Annotated in this window: 12 protein-coding genes and 1 other RNA gene; 6 read left to right on the top strand and 7 right to left on the bottom strand. The window is 61.5% G+C overall.

The window, feature by feature from the left end; genetic code table 11:
* Window positions 1–438: 438 nt before the first annotated feature.
* A complete protein-coding gene (locus ACSQ3D_RS18605; RefSeq protein ID WP_436127871.1) occupies window positions 439–1,785 on the bottom strand; it encodes a MobA/MobL family protein in 1,347 nt (448 codons plus the stop codon).
* Between the two features lie 250 nt (window positions 1,786–2,035).
* Here ACSQ3D_RS18605 and ACSQ3D_RS18600 point away from each other — a divergent pair, with 250 nt between their 5' ends.
* Window positions 2,036–2,320 carry a hypothetical protein gene (locus ACSQ3D_RS18600; protein WP_310636249.1) on the top strand — a complete coding sequence of 95 codons (285 nt, stop codon included), beginning with the start codon at window positions 2,036–2,038 and terminating at the stop codon, window positions 2,318–2,320.
* A gap of 156 nt (window positions 2,321–2,476) precedes the next feature.
* Here ACSQ3D_RS18600 and ACSQ3D_RS18595 read toward each other — a convergent pair whose 3' ends face one another.
* From ACSQ3D_RS18595 to ompA, 6 genes are all read right to left on the bottom strand, one after another.
* Window positions 2,477–2,740: a hypothetical protein gene (locus ACSQ3D_RS18595; protein WP_436127870.1), complete on the bottom strand. Its 264-nt coding sequence runs from the start codon at window positions 2,738–2,740 to the stop codon at window positions 2,477–2,479.
* A 9-nt stretch (window positions 2,741–2,749) separates the two neighbouring features.
* Complete coding sequence (locus ACSQ3D_RS18590) at window positions 2,750–4,489, bottom strand: hypothetical protein (protein ID WP_436127869.1); 1,740 nt, start codon at window positions 4,487–4,489, stop codon at window positions 2,750–2,752.
* Between the two features lie 92 nt (window positions 4,490–4,581).
* Window positions 4,582–4,968, bottom strand: a transfer-messenger RNA (tmRNA) gene (ssrA, locus tag ACSQ3D_RS18585).
* Window positions 4,969–4,980: 12 nt separating this feature from the next.
* Window positions 4,981–5,646 (bottom strand): HAD family hydrolase, encoded by a 666-nt coding sequence (locus tag ACSQ3D_RS18580; RefSeq protein WP_396507552.1) that lies wholly within the window; start codon window positions 5,644–5,646, stop codon window positions 4,981–4,983.
* Window positions 5,647–5,657: 11 nt separating this feature from the next.
* Window positions 5,658–6,368: a bifunctional 2-polyprenyl-6-hydroxyphenol methylase/3-demethylubiquinol 3-O-methyltransferase UbiG gene (gene ubiG, locus ACSQ3D_RS18575; protein WP_056419343.1), complete on the bottom strand. Its 711-nt coding sequence runs from the start codon at window positions 6,366–6,368 to the stop codon at window positions 5,658–5,660.
* A gap of 99 nt (window positions 6,369–6,467) precedes the next feature.
* Entirely contained in the window at window positions 6,468–7,115 is a 648-nt protein-coding gene (gene ompA / locus ACSQ3D_RS18570; RefSeq protein WP_396507548.1) for an outer membrane protein OmpA, read from the bottom strand.
* 224 nt (window positions 7,116–7,339) lie between these two features.
* Between ompA and gyrA the strand changes: the two genes are divergently transcribed.
* The 5 genes from gyrA (at window position 7,340) to ACSQ3D_RS18545 (ending at window position 15,563) form a co-directional block, all read left to right on the top strand.
* Window positions 7,340–10,012, top strand: a complete 2,673-nt coding sequence (gene gyrA / locus ACSQ3D_RS18565; protein WP_436127868.1) for a DNA gyrase subunit A — start codon at window positions 7,340–7,342, stop codon at window positions 10,010–10,012.
* A 125-nt stretch (window positions 10,013–10,137) separates the two neighbouring features.
* A complete protein-coding gene (gene serC, locus ACSQ3D_RS18560; RefSeq protein ID WP_436127867.1) occupies window positions 10,138–11,247 on the top strand; it encodes a 3-phosphoserine/phosphohydroxythreonine transaminase in 1,110 nt (369 codons plus the stop codon).
* 53 nt (window positions 11,248–11,300) lie between these two features.
* Complete coding sequence (pheA, locus tag ACSQ3D_RS18555; protein ID WP_056419331.1) at window positions 11,301–12,398, top strand: prephenate dehydratase; 1,098 nt, start codon at window positions 11,301–11,303, stop codon at window positions 12,396–12,398.
* 12 nt (window positions 12,399–12,410) lie between these two features.
* Window positions 12,411–13,283 (top strand): prephenate dehydrogenase, encoded by an 873-nt coding sequence (locus ACSQ3D_RS18550; RefSeq protein WP_056419328.1) that lies wholly within the window; start codon window positions 12,411–12,413, stop codon window positions 13,281–13,283.
* A 240-nt stretch (window positions 13,284–13,523) separates the two neighbouring features.
* Window positions 13,524–15,563: a bifunctional 3-phosphoshikimate 1-carboxyvinyltransferase/cytidylate kinase gene (locus tag ACSQ3D_RS18545; RefSeq protein WP_436127866.1), complete on the top strand. Its 2,040-nt coding sequence runs from the start codon at window positions 13,524–13,526 to the stop codon at window positions 15,561–15,563.
* Window positions 15,564–15,662: the final 99 nt, after the last annotated feature.

The raw sequence follows: 15,662 nt of genomic DNA, 5'->3' as shown, positions 1-15,662 counted from the left end.
AAAACCCCATCCATTGAAAATGGATGGGGCCGCCCCTGCGAGGGCCTCACCAAGCCAGCTAGCTCTTTTTAGCTGGTGCCGGGGGCGGAGGTGCATCTACCGCCTTCACCAAGAATTTCCAAGTATGAGGCTTTTTATTGCAATTGGAGCATGGCGGAAGAACATTACACGCTCTGTTCATTACATCTTCAAAGCCACACGCTTGGCATCTATAAATCCCCGGACCAAGCGGCTTTTCCCCAGGCTTCAATTCCGTTTGATATTGATTCAACTTGGTGCTTTGAATGACTTTTTTCTCGTCACCGTAGAAAGCCATAGAGTTCTCCCTCCGATACGCAAGAGGACCATCCTCTGCTGCCATGAAGGTCTGGGCACCAGCTTGGTCTTCAAGACAGGGAAAACACTTATCACTTTGTCACGTGTGTTTCATCTGCTATCTCAATCCCAGGGTTCGGGAACTTTCGGGGTTTGGTGAGTTGTCAGAGTGAAAGGACCACCCCAACTGGTGACGGGTGCTGGCGTAGGACTCGGAGATTGAGGCGCCGGACTCGGACGGGGAGCATCGGGCAACATCGCCTCGTGCGCGTTGACCCGTTCGCGGTGCTCGGGCCATTGCATCCACTCGTCATATTTGCGCTTGCGCTCGGGGTCATTGATGTACGCAGTCAAGGCCGTGTCGTTCTTCCTGCACTGCTCTATGGCCGCTCGGGCTTCGGCTACCTTCTCTTCGTAAATCGCCAGTGTGTCCCGGACGCCGAAGGTGCGGAGCATTTTCGCCATCATGGAAACCAGTGGGCTGGGCGGGTCTGCTTCAAGCTCGCGAAGATGCGCTCGCCATTTGTTTGCCACTTCACGCCCCTCCTTTCGTCTGGCATGGGCCCGCTTTACTTCACGAAAGGCGTGCCGAAGGTCAAGCGAATTCGTGAGCTGCGATATCCGCTGTTGGGCATCCTCCGCCAAGGGGCTAGCACTGGGGGCAAATGGCCGACTTAATGGACGCTCTTGGGGCACTTCCGCGTTGACGATCTGGTGTTCCTGGGCTGCTGTGCTTGCGGCAACATGCAACGCTGCCTGGACCTGCGCGGACGTCTCTTTCGACTCTTCCATGATGCGTTTGAGAAGGGGGCGAGCCTCCACAATCGCCAAATTCTCCGCTTCCATAGCCTCGCGCAGTTCGGCGGGCGCGTTGACCGGAATATGCGCCGTGGGGATGTGCCATTCCTCCACCTCGGCAAACTTCCCGGCGTAGACATACCAGTCGTCGCTGTTGGCCTGGGCATGCGCGTTCATGATGCGGCAAAGCTCTTCCCGCATTTTCTTCACCTCGCCGGTTTTCATGTCGTCCAGAATTCGGGTTTTCCTCCCAAAATTCATCTCCGCATCCACCTCTCTGGTGGTAAACAAAATATGGACATGGTCATTTTGTCCATTGGCCGGTCGATGAATAGAAGCCATGACGGCTACCCCGTAACGGGCCACTAGCATTTCCGCCAAACCACGAACACAAAGTAGCCGCTGCTCGTCTGTCCATCCGTGCGGCAGAGGGACCATCAACTCACGGGCGACAGCTGAATTCTTGCGCGTCTCTGACCGTTCGGCTTTGTTCCAGAGGGTGCCGATATCGTCCATACCCATTTGAAGACCGGCAACGCCGAACAGTTCGGTGCAGACGTGGCCGGCCTTAGGACGGTAGTCGTACACCTTACCTAACTGCTCGTCGTTCAGCAGGGTGCAGGAGCGGTATGCAGCGGCTGCAACAGCGTTACGTCCCTTGGCGCGCTGCAAGACTTGCAGCGAAGGGGTGAACCAAGTGGCGAGACTAGGCACAGCACCCCCGAAGGCGATTGCGAAGCAACGGGGTCCAGGGGCGCAGCCCATGGCGAACGCAAACTCGAAGAGTTTGCATAAGTGAGCCCTTGCAGGGGGCTGCTTGGGGGCTGGAACTAATTAACGCGCTAGGGATATTCACCCTATATAAATTAGCACAATCAAAAAGAAAGTGGTAATTTGATAGGAGAAAAAGGAGATTTATACCATGATGAATATAACAGCGATGAAAAAGCGATTGAGCCAACTCGATGCGCAAAAGGCTGCCCTTCTTGCGCAGGTATCCAGTACAGCAAGGAAAAATTCAGACGCTCGAAAATACGCAATCGGGGGAGCGCTTCTTAAATTAGCAACAACCGATGCAAGAGCGAATGAGGTCTTGCGAAAGGTTTGGGCCTTAAGCCAAAAAGACAAACCAAGGGCGTTTGAAGACGCTTCCATCCCCACGATTGAACATGCCAGCCTGACGACGAAATCCGTGGAGGCAAAATGAGTTCGTCTATCACCTTTGATGTCATCTACGACCCAACGAAAGAGTTCCCCGTAAGCGGATATCACACTATCACGATTATCAGTGATAAGAAGTTCTATCTAATAAAGGTGCCAAGCGATTTAGCCGACGTTCTGCCGCCTTGGTCGGTGCTGAGGATTAAACCGAACTCGGATTCAAGCCTGAGTCCGCATCCGGGTCAAGGTCAAACGTCTGAGGGTCAATCGAACGCATAGCAGTTCTATCGGAAACATTTTTGTAGCCGGGAGGCAAAATTTCGCCTGCTGCCTCCAACGATTTGAGATACAAAGCAAATTGACGATAGTCGGTAAAGCTCTCCCATTCACCATTACCGACTCTAACCAAATAAATTGGTCGCCCCTGCTCGTCGTGCTCATAACTTACTGCCACGGTAGCGTTCATGGAGCCCACTCAGGAAAACAAAAAATCCAAAGTTACTGGTCCGCTCGAATCTTCGGCGGCGCGACGCATTCTTTTTTTGCCAACAAGACCGGAAGCGTTATAGGCGAAAAAATTCACCCCCGGATAGTCCAGGCGGTCTATCACCCGTTTCATGCTCCTAACAGAAAAAGCGCCGGTGTAGGTATCCGTGTGAACGTCGAACTGCCCACGGCCCGCCGTCATAGCATGGGCTACGGAGTGGCCAGCAAGGCGACGAAGAATCAGAGCCTCTGGGATGCGCTCCTTTATGGCCGTTTCTTCCGATACGCCCGAGGCATCCAAGATGGCTTGGGCCAGCGAACTGATGAACCGATGGCGGAACGAGTGAAACACCACATTCGGGTCTTCAATCTTCAAATAGTCCCGCAGGTATTTCGTGTTGAACCACTGGCTCGCAGCCTTCCCGTAACCGTCAGCCTTGGCTCGGTTTAGGTCGAACAGGTTGACCGCTCCGTCCTTGGCTGCCGCCTTCTTGCTTTGGTAATAGCCGATGAACCCCAAGTCGATGAGTTTTTGGTGCACCGGAATGATGCGGCGGCTTTCTTCGTTCTTGACGCTTTGGCCGTCGTCTTCCGCTGCCGTGATGTTCAGGAACCATAGACCTTCATCGTCCTGCCGAACATCGTCGGTGGTCAGTTGCGAAAGCTCATTGACGCGCGCTCCGGTGAACGCTGCCAAGTGGATGACCCAGTACTGATAGGAGCGGTTGTAAGCCCCATCCCGGTAGTAGTCCGACCCAAAGATTTGCTGCAATTCCTTCTGGGTGAAGGCGCGTCTGGATGCACCCTTGCGGGCCTGGGTTGTCTTCACCTTGAATCCCTCCAACAGGGTTGGGTTGACAGCGTACTGCCGTTTGCAAAACTCCAGAAAGTTGGCCGCAACGGTTAGGTAGCCATCCAAGGTGTTCTGCGTGATGGTCTGGGCTTGCTGACCATTCGCCCGGAAAAGCGATTTGGAGCGCACCCTCTGAATGAGCGTATCGAAGGGCTGTCCCCCAGCCCCTGGCAGCTTGTCGATGTTCTTGGGGAAGAACGCTAAGTCTTTGCGGTACTGCTCCAAGTCCAAAGGCGTGAGGGTGCCCACATGGCGAGCGCTGAATCGGTCGATGAAGGGTTTCAGGCGGGTGCGAATTTGGGGCACCTTCTTGACGCCGATTTCCTTTTCCGTAGCCCGGTCCTGCTCGTACTTCAAATACTCTTTGACCAACCGGCCCACGGTCTTTGCTGCCACAGGCGATAGGCGCCCTGGCTCGTTGATGGCTGGGGCATGGTCTGGCGTGGTCGGCTGATCGGAGGGCCTGTCCCAGACCGCAATGTTCGAAGGTGCAATCCTTGCGGCGCCCCGGGTCACGTTCTCGATGAGCTGGTCCATGTTGCCCACATCGTGGGGGCCAAGGTCCGTCAGCTCAATGTCGAATCCCTGCCCCTTTATCTTCACCCCAAAGGGCATGGGCGGTACAGTTGGTTTTTTCATGCGCGCTTGAAGGAAGGCAACCGCGCTGGCGCGCGAGACAGTTGCATTCTCCATCAAGAAGGCGTCAAAAAGTACCCGCAAATAGCGCGCTATCGCCTTAGCATGGCGCGGGTCCTTGGTGCCAGTAGAAAGTTTGAAGTCCCTGCCGTCGGCAAGAACTCTTTGTCGCGCAGGAACAACAAACCGCGCGAAGTAAACGCCGTTGCGAGATTTTTGAAGGTATGCCGAGGAAAGCATGCATGGGCCCCAAGTGTGCCCCTTCGTGTCTCCCCGCGTTGGTTGTGTAACCGCACCCTAAAAAATCCTTTAAAAACAACAAGTTATAAAAGTGGTGGAGCTGGCGGGAATTGAACCCGCGTCCGCAAGCCTTCATCGGGCAGATCTACATGTTTAGCGGTCTGATTTAAGTCTCGCTAACGTTATCGCGCAGTCGCACGCTACAACGTCGGCCAGCACCCTATTTTCTCGCTTCAACCCAAGGTACCCGGATCAAAGCCAGCCCATGTAAGTATCCTTGCAGCCGGGAGGCACTGATTGCTCAGAACCCCCTTGCCCAGCCCATCGGCCAACTGTTGCAAGGCTCACTGGCAATTAAGCAGCGAGTGCGAAACGTTCGTCGTTTGCAGTTAGTTTGTTAAATCGAGATTTACGAGCGTGACTCAAGCTCGACATGCACCACACCGACTCCGAACCCACGTCGAAACCAGGACAGCCCCAGAACCTCTATTTTAGGCGCCTTCGAGCAATTGCAAGAGCTCGGTGGGAGATTTAATTGCCGCGTGGGCGCCCCACTGGAGCGGATCGCTCTTGGAGCCAAGATAGCCATAGGTCGCCGCGACGGTTCCCATGCCGGCTGCCAGCCCAGCGACGATGTCTCGTTCGTCGTCACCCACATAAATGCAGAACTCGGGCGCGATCTTCAAGCGGGCCGCCGCTTCGAGCAAGGGCGCGGGGTGGGGCTTGGCGTGCGGTGTCGTATCTCCACTGACCACCGCCCCGGCGCTGGCAAACAGTGGCATGGCGCGCGTCAAGGGCTCGGTGAATCGGGCGGCCTTGTTGGTGACGACGCCCCACGCGAGGTTGCGCTCGAGCAGTTGCACCACCAACTGCGGCACCCCATCGAAAATGCTGGTGAGTTCGGTCATGCGCGACTCATAGTTCACGAAGAACTCCTCCCGCATGACGGGAAAGTCAGGGTGATCGGGGGTCATTCCGAAGGCTTCCCCCAGCATGCCACGCGCACCTGCCCCGGCCATGGGGCGGTAACGCTCCAACGGCAAGGAGGACAAGCCCCGGTCCGTGCGCATCTTGTCGGCTGCAGCGCCCAGATCCGGGGCGCTATCGATCAGTGTTCCGTCCAGGTCGAACAGAACGGCGCGAATATTGTGAAACATGGTCAATCGTGTCAGGCGCTGCGGCGGGTTGCGAAAAGATAGTTCACGCTGGTGTCGGCACTGAGCCAATAACGCCGGGTCAACGGGTTGTATTCCAGGCCCCGCGTGGCCTGAATATCCAGGCCCGCCCCCCGGCAGCTGATGGCCAGTTCACTGGGTTTGATCATCTTGGCGTATTCATGCGTGCCCCGCGGCAGCATATTCAGCACATATTCGGCGCCCACAATCGCCAGCATGAATGCCTTGGCGTTGCGATTGATGGTAGAGAAAAACACCCAGCCGCCCGGCTTGACGAGCGCCGAGCAGGCCTTGACGACCGAGGCGGGATCTGGAACGTGTTCCAGCATTTCCATGCAGGTGACCACATCGAAGGTGCCAGGTTGCTCTGCAGCCAGGCTTTCCACACTGATTTCCCGGTACTCTATCTGGGACGTTTGGGCCTCCAGGGCATGCAACTGTGCCACGCGCAGCGCCTTGGTTGCCAGGTCGATCCCCAGCACCTGAGCACCTTTGCGCGCCATGGAGTCGGCCAAAATGCCGCCGCCGCATCCCACATCCAGCACGCGCTGGCCCGAAAGCTGGCACAAGCCGTTGATCCATTCAAGCCGCAAAGGATTGATCTGGTGCAAAGGCCGAAACTCGCTGTCGGGGTCCCACCAGCGGTGGGCAAGTTCGGAGAATTTGGCCAGTTCGGCGGGATCTGCGTTGACGGTTTCACTCATGGCTGTCATTTTCCACGATAGAGATGAAGGATCTAAAAGCCCCAAACGCAAAAAAGCCCCGTTGCCGGGGCTTTTTTGTGCATAACAGCAATCCGGGGATTACTGAGCGGCGCGGGTGCCAACCACTTCGATTTCCACGCGACGGTTCTTCGCACGGCCTTCGGCAGTCTTGTTGTCGGCGACAGGTTGCTTTTCGCCCTTGCCTTCGGTGTAAACGCGGTTCTTTTCGATGCCCTTGGACACCAGATAAGCCTTCACGGCTTCGGAACGGCGAACCGACAGTTTCTGGTTGTAAGCATCAGAGCCCACGGAGTCGGTGTGACCCACGGCGATGATCACTTCCAGGTTGATGCCCTTGACCTTGGAAACCAGGTCGTCCAGCTTGGCCTTGCCTTCTGGCTTCAGCACCGACTTGTCGAAGTCGAAGAATGCGTCAGCAGCGTACGTCACCTTGGTGGCGACAGCTGGTGGTGGAGGGGCTGGTGGCGTTGGAGCAACGGGAGGTGTTGGCGCTGCGCCAGGCGTAGGTGCAGATGCGGCAGGAGCGGGAGCAACGATTGCGCCGTCGCAGCCAGGAGCTGCCGTAGCAGGCGTCCAGTTAGCATTGCGCCAGCAATATTCGTTGGTACCGTTCTTCCAGACCAGTTGGCCAGAAGCATCACGCCAGTTGTCAACGGTTTGTGCGCCAGCGGCGGTTGCGAGCGCTGCAGAGGCAAACAACATCGCCACTTTGTTCAGTTTCTTCATGGTTCTCCTCTTGGGGAAAAAGCCGCAGCCGCGCTGCGAATCAGGACGCCTGGGGTGACCACCACCCGAAGCGTTCAAACGATTGTGCCATACGTAACAGGGCAAAAGCGGTGGCACCCGTGTAGGCTCCGTAGGACAAAACCGGAATTGCCACGATATGTTGCTGAGGCGCTACACGCTCTTACCTCTAAAATGATTCTCCTTTGCCACCGCCGCCGCCCCCAATGACCCAGTTTGCCAAAGAAACCCTGCCCATCAGCCTTGAAGAGGAGATGCGCCGCAGTTATCTCGATTACGCGATGAGCGTGATCGTGGGTCGGGCCCTGCCCGACGCTCGCGATGGCTTGAAGCCGGTGCACCGCCGTGTGCTGTTTGCGATGCATGAGCTCAATAACGACTGGAACCGCCCTTACAAGAAGTCCGCCCGTATCGTGGGGGACGTGATCGGTAAGTACCACCCGCATGGCGACTCGGCGGTGTACGACACGATCGTCCGGATGGCGCAGGATTTTTCGCTGCGCCACATGCTGGTGGACGGCCAGGGCAATTTCGGCTCGGTGGACGGCGATAACGCCGCTGCGATGCGGTATACCGAAATCCGCCTGGCAAAGATTGCCCACGAAATGCTGGGCGATATCGACAAGGAAACCGTCGATTTCGGCCCCAACTACGACGGCAGCGAAAAAGAGCCGCTCGTATTGCCCAGCAAATTACCCAATCTGCTGGTCAACGGATCGGCCGGTATTGCGGTGGGCATGGCGACCAATATTCCGCCGCACAACCTCAACGAAGTGGTGGATGCATGCCTGCACATGCTGCGCCACCCTGAGGCCACCATCGACGACCTGATGGAGATCATTCCGGCGCCCGACTTCCCCACGGCCGGCATCATCTACGGCATCAACGGCGTGAAGGACGGCTACCGCACGGGCCGCGGCCGCGTGATCATGCGCGCCAGGTGCCATTTCGAGGACATCGACCGCGGCCAGCGCCAGGCGATCATCGTCGACGAGCTGCCCTATCAGGTCAACAAGAAGACGCTGCAGGAGCGCATGGCCGAGCTGGTGCACGAGAAGAAGATCGACGGCATCAGCCACATCCAGGACGAATCCGACAAGTCGGGCATGCGCCTGGTGATCGAGCTCAAGCGTGGCGAAGTGCCCGAGGTGGTGCTCAACAACCTGTACAAGCAGACGCAGCTGCAGGACACCTTCGGCATGAACATGGTGGCGCTGATCGACGGCCAGCCCCGCCTGTGCAACCTCAAGGACCTGATCGTCGTCTTCCTGCAGCACCGCCGCGAAGTGGTGACGCGCCGCACGGTGTTCGAGCTGCGCAAGGCGCGCGACCGTGGACACGTGCTCGAAGGCCTGGCCGTGGCCCTGGCCAACATCGACGACTTCATCGCCATCATCCGCAACGCACCCACCCCACCGGTGGCCAAGTCCGAACTGATGGCGCGCTCGTGGGACAGCAAGCTGGTGCGCGAGATGCTCACCCGCACCCGCGAAGACGGCGGCGTGATCAATGCCGATGACTACCGTCCCGACGGCCTGGAAAAGGAGTTCGGCATGGGCCAGGACGGCCTGTACCGCCTGTCGGAAACGCAGGCCCAGGAAATCCTGCAGATGCGCCTGCAGCGCCTGACGGGGCTCGAGCAGGACAAGATCGTGGCCGAGTACAAGGAAGTCATGGCGGTCATCGAAGACCTGCTGGACATCCTGGCCAAGCCCGAACGCGTCTCCACCATCATTGGCGAAGAGCTCACCTCCATCAAGACGGAATTCGGCCAGCACAAGCTGGGCGCGCGCCGCAGCATCGTCGAGTACAGCGCACAGGACCTCTCCACCGAAGACCTGATCACGCCGACCGACATGGTGGTGACGCTGTCCCACACCGGCTACATCAAGAGCCAGCCCCTGTCCGAATACCGCGCCCAAAAGCGCGGCGGGCGTGGCAAGCAGGCTACGGCGACCAAGGAAGACGACTGGATCGACCAGCTCTTCATCGCCAACACGCACGACTACATCCTGTGCTTCTCCAACCGCGGCCGCCTGTACTGGCTCAAGGTCTGGGAAGTGCCCGCCGGCTCGCGCGGCTCGCGGGGCCGCCCCATCGTCAACATGTTCCCGCTGCAGGACGGCGAGAAGATCAACGTGGTGCTGCCACTGACCGGCGACATGCGCACCTTCCCGGCCGACCGCTACGTGTTCATGGGCACGAGCATGGGCACCGTGAAGAAGACGGCGCTCGATGAATTCAGCAACCCGCGCAAGGGCGGCATCATCGCCGTGAACCTGGACGACGGCGACTACCTGATCGGCGCCGCGCTGACCGACGGCAAGCACGACGTGATGCTGTTCAGCGACGGCGGCAAGGCCGTGCGCTTCGACGAGAACGACGTGCGCCCGCTGGGCCGCCAGGCCCGTGGCGTGCGCGGCATGACACTCGAAGACGGGCAGAGCGTGATCGCCATGCTGGTGGCCGAAGACGAGACGCAAAGCGTGCTGACCGCCACCGAAAACGGCTACGGCAAGCGCACCAGCATCGTCGAATACACGCGCCATGGCCGTGGCACCAAGGGCATGATCGCCATCCAGCAAAGCGAGCGCAATGGCAAGGTCGTGGCCGCCACGTTGGTGCATGCGGACGACGAGATCATGCTGATCACCGACAAGGGTGTGCTGGTGCGCACCCGCGTGTCCGAGATCCGCGAACTGGGCCGTGCGACCCAGGGCGTGACCTTGATTGCGCTGGATGAAGGCTCCAAGCTCAGCGGCCTGCAGCGCATCGTGGAAAACGACGCCAACGTGGCCGATGTCGATGCAGAGGGCGACGCCAGTGCCGACGGTGCCGGCTCCCCGGATGCCGACACGCCGCCGGCGTCAGACGCCTGACCCCGACGCCCCGTCCTTGCCGGGTGCCATGATGGGCATGGCACCCGAATGCTACTAAAAATATAGCTGCCAGCGCTTTACCAACAAGCGCTGGCAGCAATTTTGACTTGACTGACTGCCAGACCATGACCCGCCCTTACAACTTCTCGGCCGGCCCGGCCGCCATCCCTGCCGAAGTGCTGGAGCAAGCCGCTGCCGAAATGCTGGACTGGCATGGCAGCGGCATGGGCGTGATGGAGATGAGCCACCGCGGCAAGGAATTCCTGTCCATCTACGAACAGGCAGAGGCCGACCTGCGCGCGCTGCTGGCGGTCCCGGCCCACTTCAAGATCCTGTTCATGCAGGGCGGTGGCCTGGCCGAAAACGCCATCGTTCCGCTGAACCTGTCGCGTGCCGGCGTGGTCGACTTCGTGCTGACCGGCAGCTGGAGCCAGAAGTCGCAGAAGGAAGCGCGCAAGTACGCCGCCGAAGTGAACATCGTCGGCTCGGCCGAGGACACGGGCTTCACCACACTGCCCGACCCTGCCACCTGGACGCTGAGCCGCGGCGCGAGCTACGTGCACATCTGCAGCAACGAGACCATCAACGGCATCGAATTCCACCAGTTGCCCGACCTCAAAGCGCTGGGCAGTGATGCGCCCCTGGTGATCGATTTCTCGTCGCACGTGGCCTCGCGCAGCGTGGACTGGTCGCGCGTGGGCCTGGCCTTCGGTGGTGCTCAGAAGAACCTCGGGCCCGCCGGCCTCACGCTGGTCGTGGTGCGCGAAGACCTGCTGGGCCACGCCCTGCCCGCCTGCCCCAGCGCGTTCGACTACCGTGTCGTGGCCGACAACCAGTCGATGTACAACACGCCGCCGACCTGGGGCATCTACATTGCCGGGCTGACCTTCCAGTGGCTCCAGCGCCAGACCGAAGGCGGCCTGACCGGCGTGGCCGCCATGGAGCAGCGCAACATCGCCAAGGCCGACCTGCTCTACAACGCCATCGACGGCTCGCAGCTGTACGTGAACAAGGTGGCCGCCAACTGCCGCTCGCGCATGAACATCCCGTTCTTCCTGCGCGACGAAAGCCGCAACGATGCGTTCCTGGCCGGGGCCAAGGAACGCGGCCTGCTGCAGCTCAAGGGCCACAAGTCCGTGGGTGGCATGCGCGCCAGCGTCTACAACGCCATGCCGCTGGCCGGCGTGCAGGCGCTGGTGGACTACATGCGAGAATTTGAACAAAAGCACGCCTGAACCGGAACCCAGACCGACACCCGTTCTCGCGACAGCGCACTGACACCCCATTCATGAATACTCCGCAAGCCTCACCCGACCTCGCCAGCCTGCGCGTGCAGATCGACTCCATCGACCAGCAATTGCTCACGCTGCTCAACCAGCGGGCTCTGGTGGCCGAGCAAGTGGGCGAAGTCAAAAAGCGCGAAGGCACGCCGTTCTTCCGCCCCGACCGCGTGGCGCAGGTCATCGAGAAGATCCAGACGGCCAACCCCGGACCGCTCAAGGGGCCGCACGTGGCCGCCATCTGGCGCGAGATCATGTCCGCCTGCCTGGCGCTCGAATCGCCCCAGCGCGTGGCCGTGCTCGGCCCCGAAGGCACGTTCTGCGAGCAGGCGGCCATTGAATTCTTCGGCGGCGCGGCCGACCTGATGTACTGCGCCAACTTCGACGAGGTGTTCCACGCCACGGCCGCCGGCAGCGCGCAGTACGGCGTGGTGGGCGTGGAGAACTCCACCGAAGGCGTGGTCACGCGGTCGCTCGACTTGTTCCTGCACACTCCTACCCATGTGGTGGGCGAAGTCAGCCTGCTGGTGCGCCACAACCTGCTGCGCACGAGCAACTCGCTCGACGGCATCGAGGTGGTGCTGGCCCATCCGCAGGCACTGGCGCAGTGCCAGGCGTGGCTGTCCAAGCACCTGCCGCACGCCGAGCGCCGCCCGGTGTCCAGCAACGCCGAAGGCGCGCGCCTGGCCACCACCAACCCCGGCTGGGCGGCCTTGTCGAGCGAACGTGCCGCCACGCAGTTCGGCCTGCACATCGTGGCGCATGCCATCCAGGACGACGCCTACAACCGCACCCGCTTTGCCATCATCTGCCTGCCGCACACGCTGCAGACGCCACCGCCGTCGGGCAAGGACTGCACCAGCCTCGTGGTGTCGGTGCCCAACCAGCCCGGCGCGGTGCACGACCTGCTGGTGCCGCTCAAGACGCATGGCGTCTCCATGACGCGCTTCGAATCGCGCCCCGCACGCACGGGCCAGTGGGAGTACTACTTCTACATCGACCTCGACGGCCATCCGGCCCAGCCCCACGTGGCGCGGGCCCTGGAAGAACTGCGCAGCCTGTGCGCGTTCTACAAGGTCCTGGGGACCTACCCCGTGTCGTCGTAAGGAGCCGCCGCCATGTTTGAACAATTGGGACTGATCGGCTGCGGGCTCATGGGGGGCTCGTTCGCCCTGGCCATGAAAAAGGCGGGGCTCGTCAAGCGCGTGGTGGGCTACAGCAAGTCGCCCTCCACCACCGACCGCGCGCGCCAGATGGGCGTGATCGATGTGGAGGCCCCGTCGGCCCTGCTGGCCGTGGCGGGCGCCGATGTCGTGCTCCTGGCCGTGCCGGTGGCCGCCACCGAAGCCACGCTCAAGGCCATCAAGCACCTGGTCACCCCCCAGATGCTGATCATGGACGTGGGCTCCACCAAGGCCGATGTGGTGCAGGCTGCGCGCCGTGCACTGCGCGACCAGGTGGGCTCGTTCGTTCCCGCGCACCCGATCACAGGGCGCGAAGTGTCGGGCGTGGAGCACGCCGAGGCCGACCTGTATAGCGGCCGCCAGGTCATCCTGACGCCCACCGAACGCACGCTGACCGTGCAACTGCAAAAGGCCGGCGAGATCTGGACGGCGCTCGGTTGCCGCGTGAGCAGCATGTCGCCCGAGTCGCACGACGCCGCGTTTGCGGCCGTGAGCCACCTGCCCCACGTGCTGGCGTTCGCCATGATGAACAGCATCACCGGACAGAACGAAGGCGACGAGTTCTTGTCGCTGGCCGGCCCGGGCTTTCGCGACTTCACCCGCATCGCGGCCAGCGACCCCAAGGTCTGGCGCGACATCCTGCTGGCCAACCGCGAAGAGCTCATCGCCCAGTCCAAACTGTTCCGGCAGGCGCTGCACAACATCGAAGAGGCCATGGAAAAAAGCGACAGCCAGTCGCTGGAAGACATGCTGACGCTGGCCAGCGAGACGCGGGCGCACTGGCGCATGGGAGCGAAGCGGAAGTAACTCCCGGCCTGGTAGACCCCTGAGTCGCCTGCGGCGCCTTCCCCCAAGGGGGACGCACCCGGTGGCCTGGCGGAGCCAGTTCCACGGGTGCACTCGCCTGGGGCGCGCCGGTTTCGAAGGGCGTGACGGGTGCGCAGGGTTTGGCGGATGACCGCCACTGACTTGGCCTGCGGCCCTCGTGCTCTGGCTCGATTCACCGGGCTGGTTAATGCTCTTTTGAGCGATGGACGAATCACACTGATGTACAGCACTGCTTTCCTAGACCTGCCTCCCCTGCAAGCCGCTGCGGGCGAAGTCCATCTGCCGGGCTCCAAGAGCATTTCCAACCGGGTGCTGCTGCTGGCAGCGCTGAGCAACGGCACCACCGCCGTGCACGACCTGCTGGCGTCGGACGATACGCGTGTGATGCTCGATGCGCTGCGCCAGATCGGGTGCGTCGTCGACGAAAACGGCAGCACCGTGCACATCACCGGGCTGGGCGGCCGGGCGCCGCAGTCGCCTGCCAAGCTGTTCATGGGCAATGCGGGCACGGCCATGCGGCCGCTGACGGCGGCGCTGGCGCTGCTGGGGGGCGAGTTCGAACTGTCCGGCGTGCCGCGCATGCACGAGCGGCCCATCGGCGACCTGGTCGATGCGCTGCGCCAGCTGGGCTGCCGCATCGACTATCTCGGCAACGATGGCTATCCGCCGCTGCGCATTGCGCATGCCGACGGAGTGCCTGCGCTGGCGCTGGCCGCGCCGATCCGTGTGCGCGGGGATGTTTCCAGCCAGTTCCTCACTGCCTTGCTCATGGCATTGCCCCTCGCGGCGGCCACGCAGCCCATCACCATCGAAGTGGTGGGCGAGCTGATCTCCAAGCCCTACATCGCCATCACCCTGCAGCTGCTGGCGCGCTTCGGCATCGTGGTGGAGCACCAGAACTGGCAGCGCTTCACCATCCCGGCCGGCAGCCGGTACCAGTCGCCCGGCAGCATCCACGTCGAGGCCGACGCATCATCTGCTAGCTATTTCATAGCACTCGGCGCCATCGCACCCAGCGGTAGCGGCCCCAAAGACCCCAAAGGCATCAAGATCAGGGGCGTGGGGCTGGACTCGATCCAGGGTGACATCCGCTTTGTCGAGGCGGCCCGCGCCATGGGCGCGGTGGTCACGGGCGGGCCCAACTGGCTGCACATCGAGCGCGGAGCATGGCCGCTCAAATCCATCGCGCTCGACTGCAACCACATCCCCGACGCCGCCATGACGCTGGCCGTGATGGCGCTGTATGCCGAGGGCACCACCACGCTGACCAACATTGCGAGCTGGCGCGTGAAGGAGACCGATCGCATCGCCGCCATGGCCAACGAGCTGCGCAAGCTGGGCGCCACCGTGGACGAAGGCGCCGATTTCATCCGCGTGACGCCGCCAGCCCGGGTGCAGGACTGGAAAGCGGCGAGCATCCACACCTACGACGACCACCGCGTGGCCATGTGCTTCTCGCTCGCGGCGTTCAACCCCGCCCAGGTGCCGGTGCGCATCGAAGACCCCAAATGCGTGGCCAAGACCTTCCCCGACTACTTCGAGACGCTGTTCTCGGTGTCGCAGGCCGCCACTGAGCGCATTCCGGTGATCTGCATCGACGGGCCCACGGCCTCCGGCAAGGGCACGGTGGCCGCGGCCGTGGCCCAGCGGCTGGGCTACCGTTTTCTGGATTCGGGCGCGATGTACCGCATCACGGCGCTGGCCGCGCTGCGTGCCGGCCTGGCCATCGACACCACCCACGAGCCGCGCATCGCGGCCATGGCCGCAACCCTGCCCGTGCGCTTTGAAGGCGGCAAGGTGTGGCTGGGCAACGACGATGTGACCGCCGACATCCGCACCGAAGAAGCGGGCATGAACGCCTCGCGCGTGTCGGCCCTGCCCGCCGTGCGCGAGGCCCTGGTGGCCCTGCAGCACAGCTTTCGGCGCCTGCCGGGGCTGGTGGCCGACGGCCGCGACATGGGCACGGTGATCTTCCCGCAAGCCCCGCTCAAGGTCTATTTGACGGCCAGCGCAGCCTGCCGCGCAGAACGCCGCCATAAACAGTTGATTTCAAAGGGTTTTTCAGCTAATATCGAAGACCTTCGCGCAGACTTGGAGGCGCGCGACCTGCGGGACAGCTCCCGCACCGTCGCACCGCTCAAGCCCGCGCAGGATGCTCTGGTCCTGGACAACTCCACCTTGACGATTGATGAAGCCGTCGATCAGGTGTTGGCCTGGTGGCAGGAGCGCCAGCCCTTCGCAGCTGCTGCGCAAGGCTGAAACGTGCAGGGCACGGGTTCAAACCCGGCCCCGCAGGCAGTGCCGCAAGGCCTTGCCACAGGCCCACACAGCCCTTCTCGCGCGCCAGCGCACAGGCAG

Origin of the sequence: Acidovorax sp. LjRoot117, from assembly GCF_964252695.1 — a bacterium.
GTDB lineage: Bacteria > Pseudomonadota > Gammaproteobacteria > Burkholderiales > Burkholderiaceae_C > Acidovorax.
This window is presented reverse-complemented; position numbering and strand designations above follow the sequence as displayed.

Coding starts and splice junctions, on each gene's coding strand:
- ACSQ3D_RS18545 (WP_436127866.1), top strand. CDS start 13,524: ATGTACAGCACTGCTTTCCTAGACCTGCCTCCCCTGCAAGCCGCTGCG.
- ompA (WP_396507548.1), bottom strand. CDS start 7,115: ATGAAGAAACTGAACAAAGTGGCGATGTTGTTTGCCTCTGCAGCGCTC.
- ACSQ3D_RS18600 (WP_310636249.1), top strand. CDS start 2,036: ATGATGAATATAACAGCGATGAAAAAGCGATTGAGCCAACTCGATGCG.
- ACSQ3D_RS18595 (WP_436127870.1), bottom strand. CDS start 2,740: ATGAACGCTACCGTGGCAGTAAGTTATGAGCACGACGAGCAGGGGCGA.
- ACSQ3D_RS18580 (WP_396507552.1), bottom strand. CDS start 5,646: ATGTTTCACAATATTCGCGCCGTTCTGTTCGACCTGGACGGAACACTG.
- ACSQ3D_RS18550 (WP_056419328.1), top strand. CDS start 12,411: ATGTTTGAACAATTGGGACTGATCGGCTGCGGGCTCATGGGGGGCTCG.
- ACSQ3D_RS18590 (WP_436127869.1), bottom strand. CDS start 4,489: ATGCTTTCCTCGGCATACCTTCAAAAATCTCGCAACGGCGTTTACTTC.
- gyrA (WP_436127868.1), top strand. CDS start 7,340: ATGACCCAGTTTGCCAAAGAAACCCTGCCCATCAGCCTTGAAGAGGAG.
- pheA (WP_056419331.1), top strand. CDS start 11,301: ATGAATACTCCGCAAGCCTCACCCGACCTCGCCAGCCTGCGCGTGCAG.
- serC (WP_436127867.1), top strand. CDS start 10,138: ATGACCCGCCCTTACAACTTCTCGGCCGGCCCGGCCGCCATCCCTGCC.
- ubiG (WP_056419343.1), bottom strand. CDS start 6,368: ATGAGTGAAACCGTCAACGCAGATCCCGCCGAACTGGCCAAATTCTCC.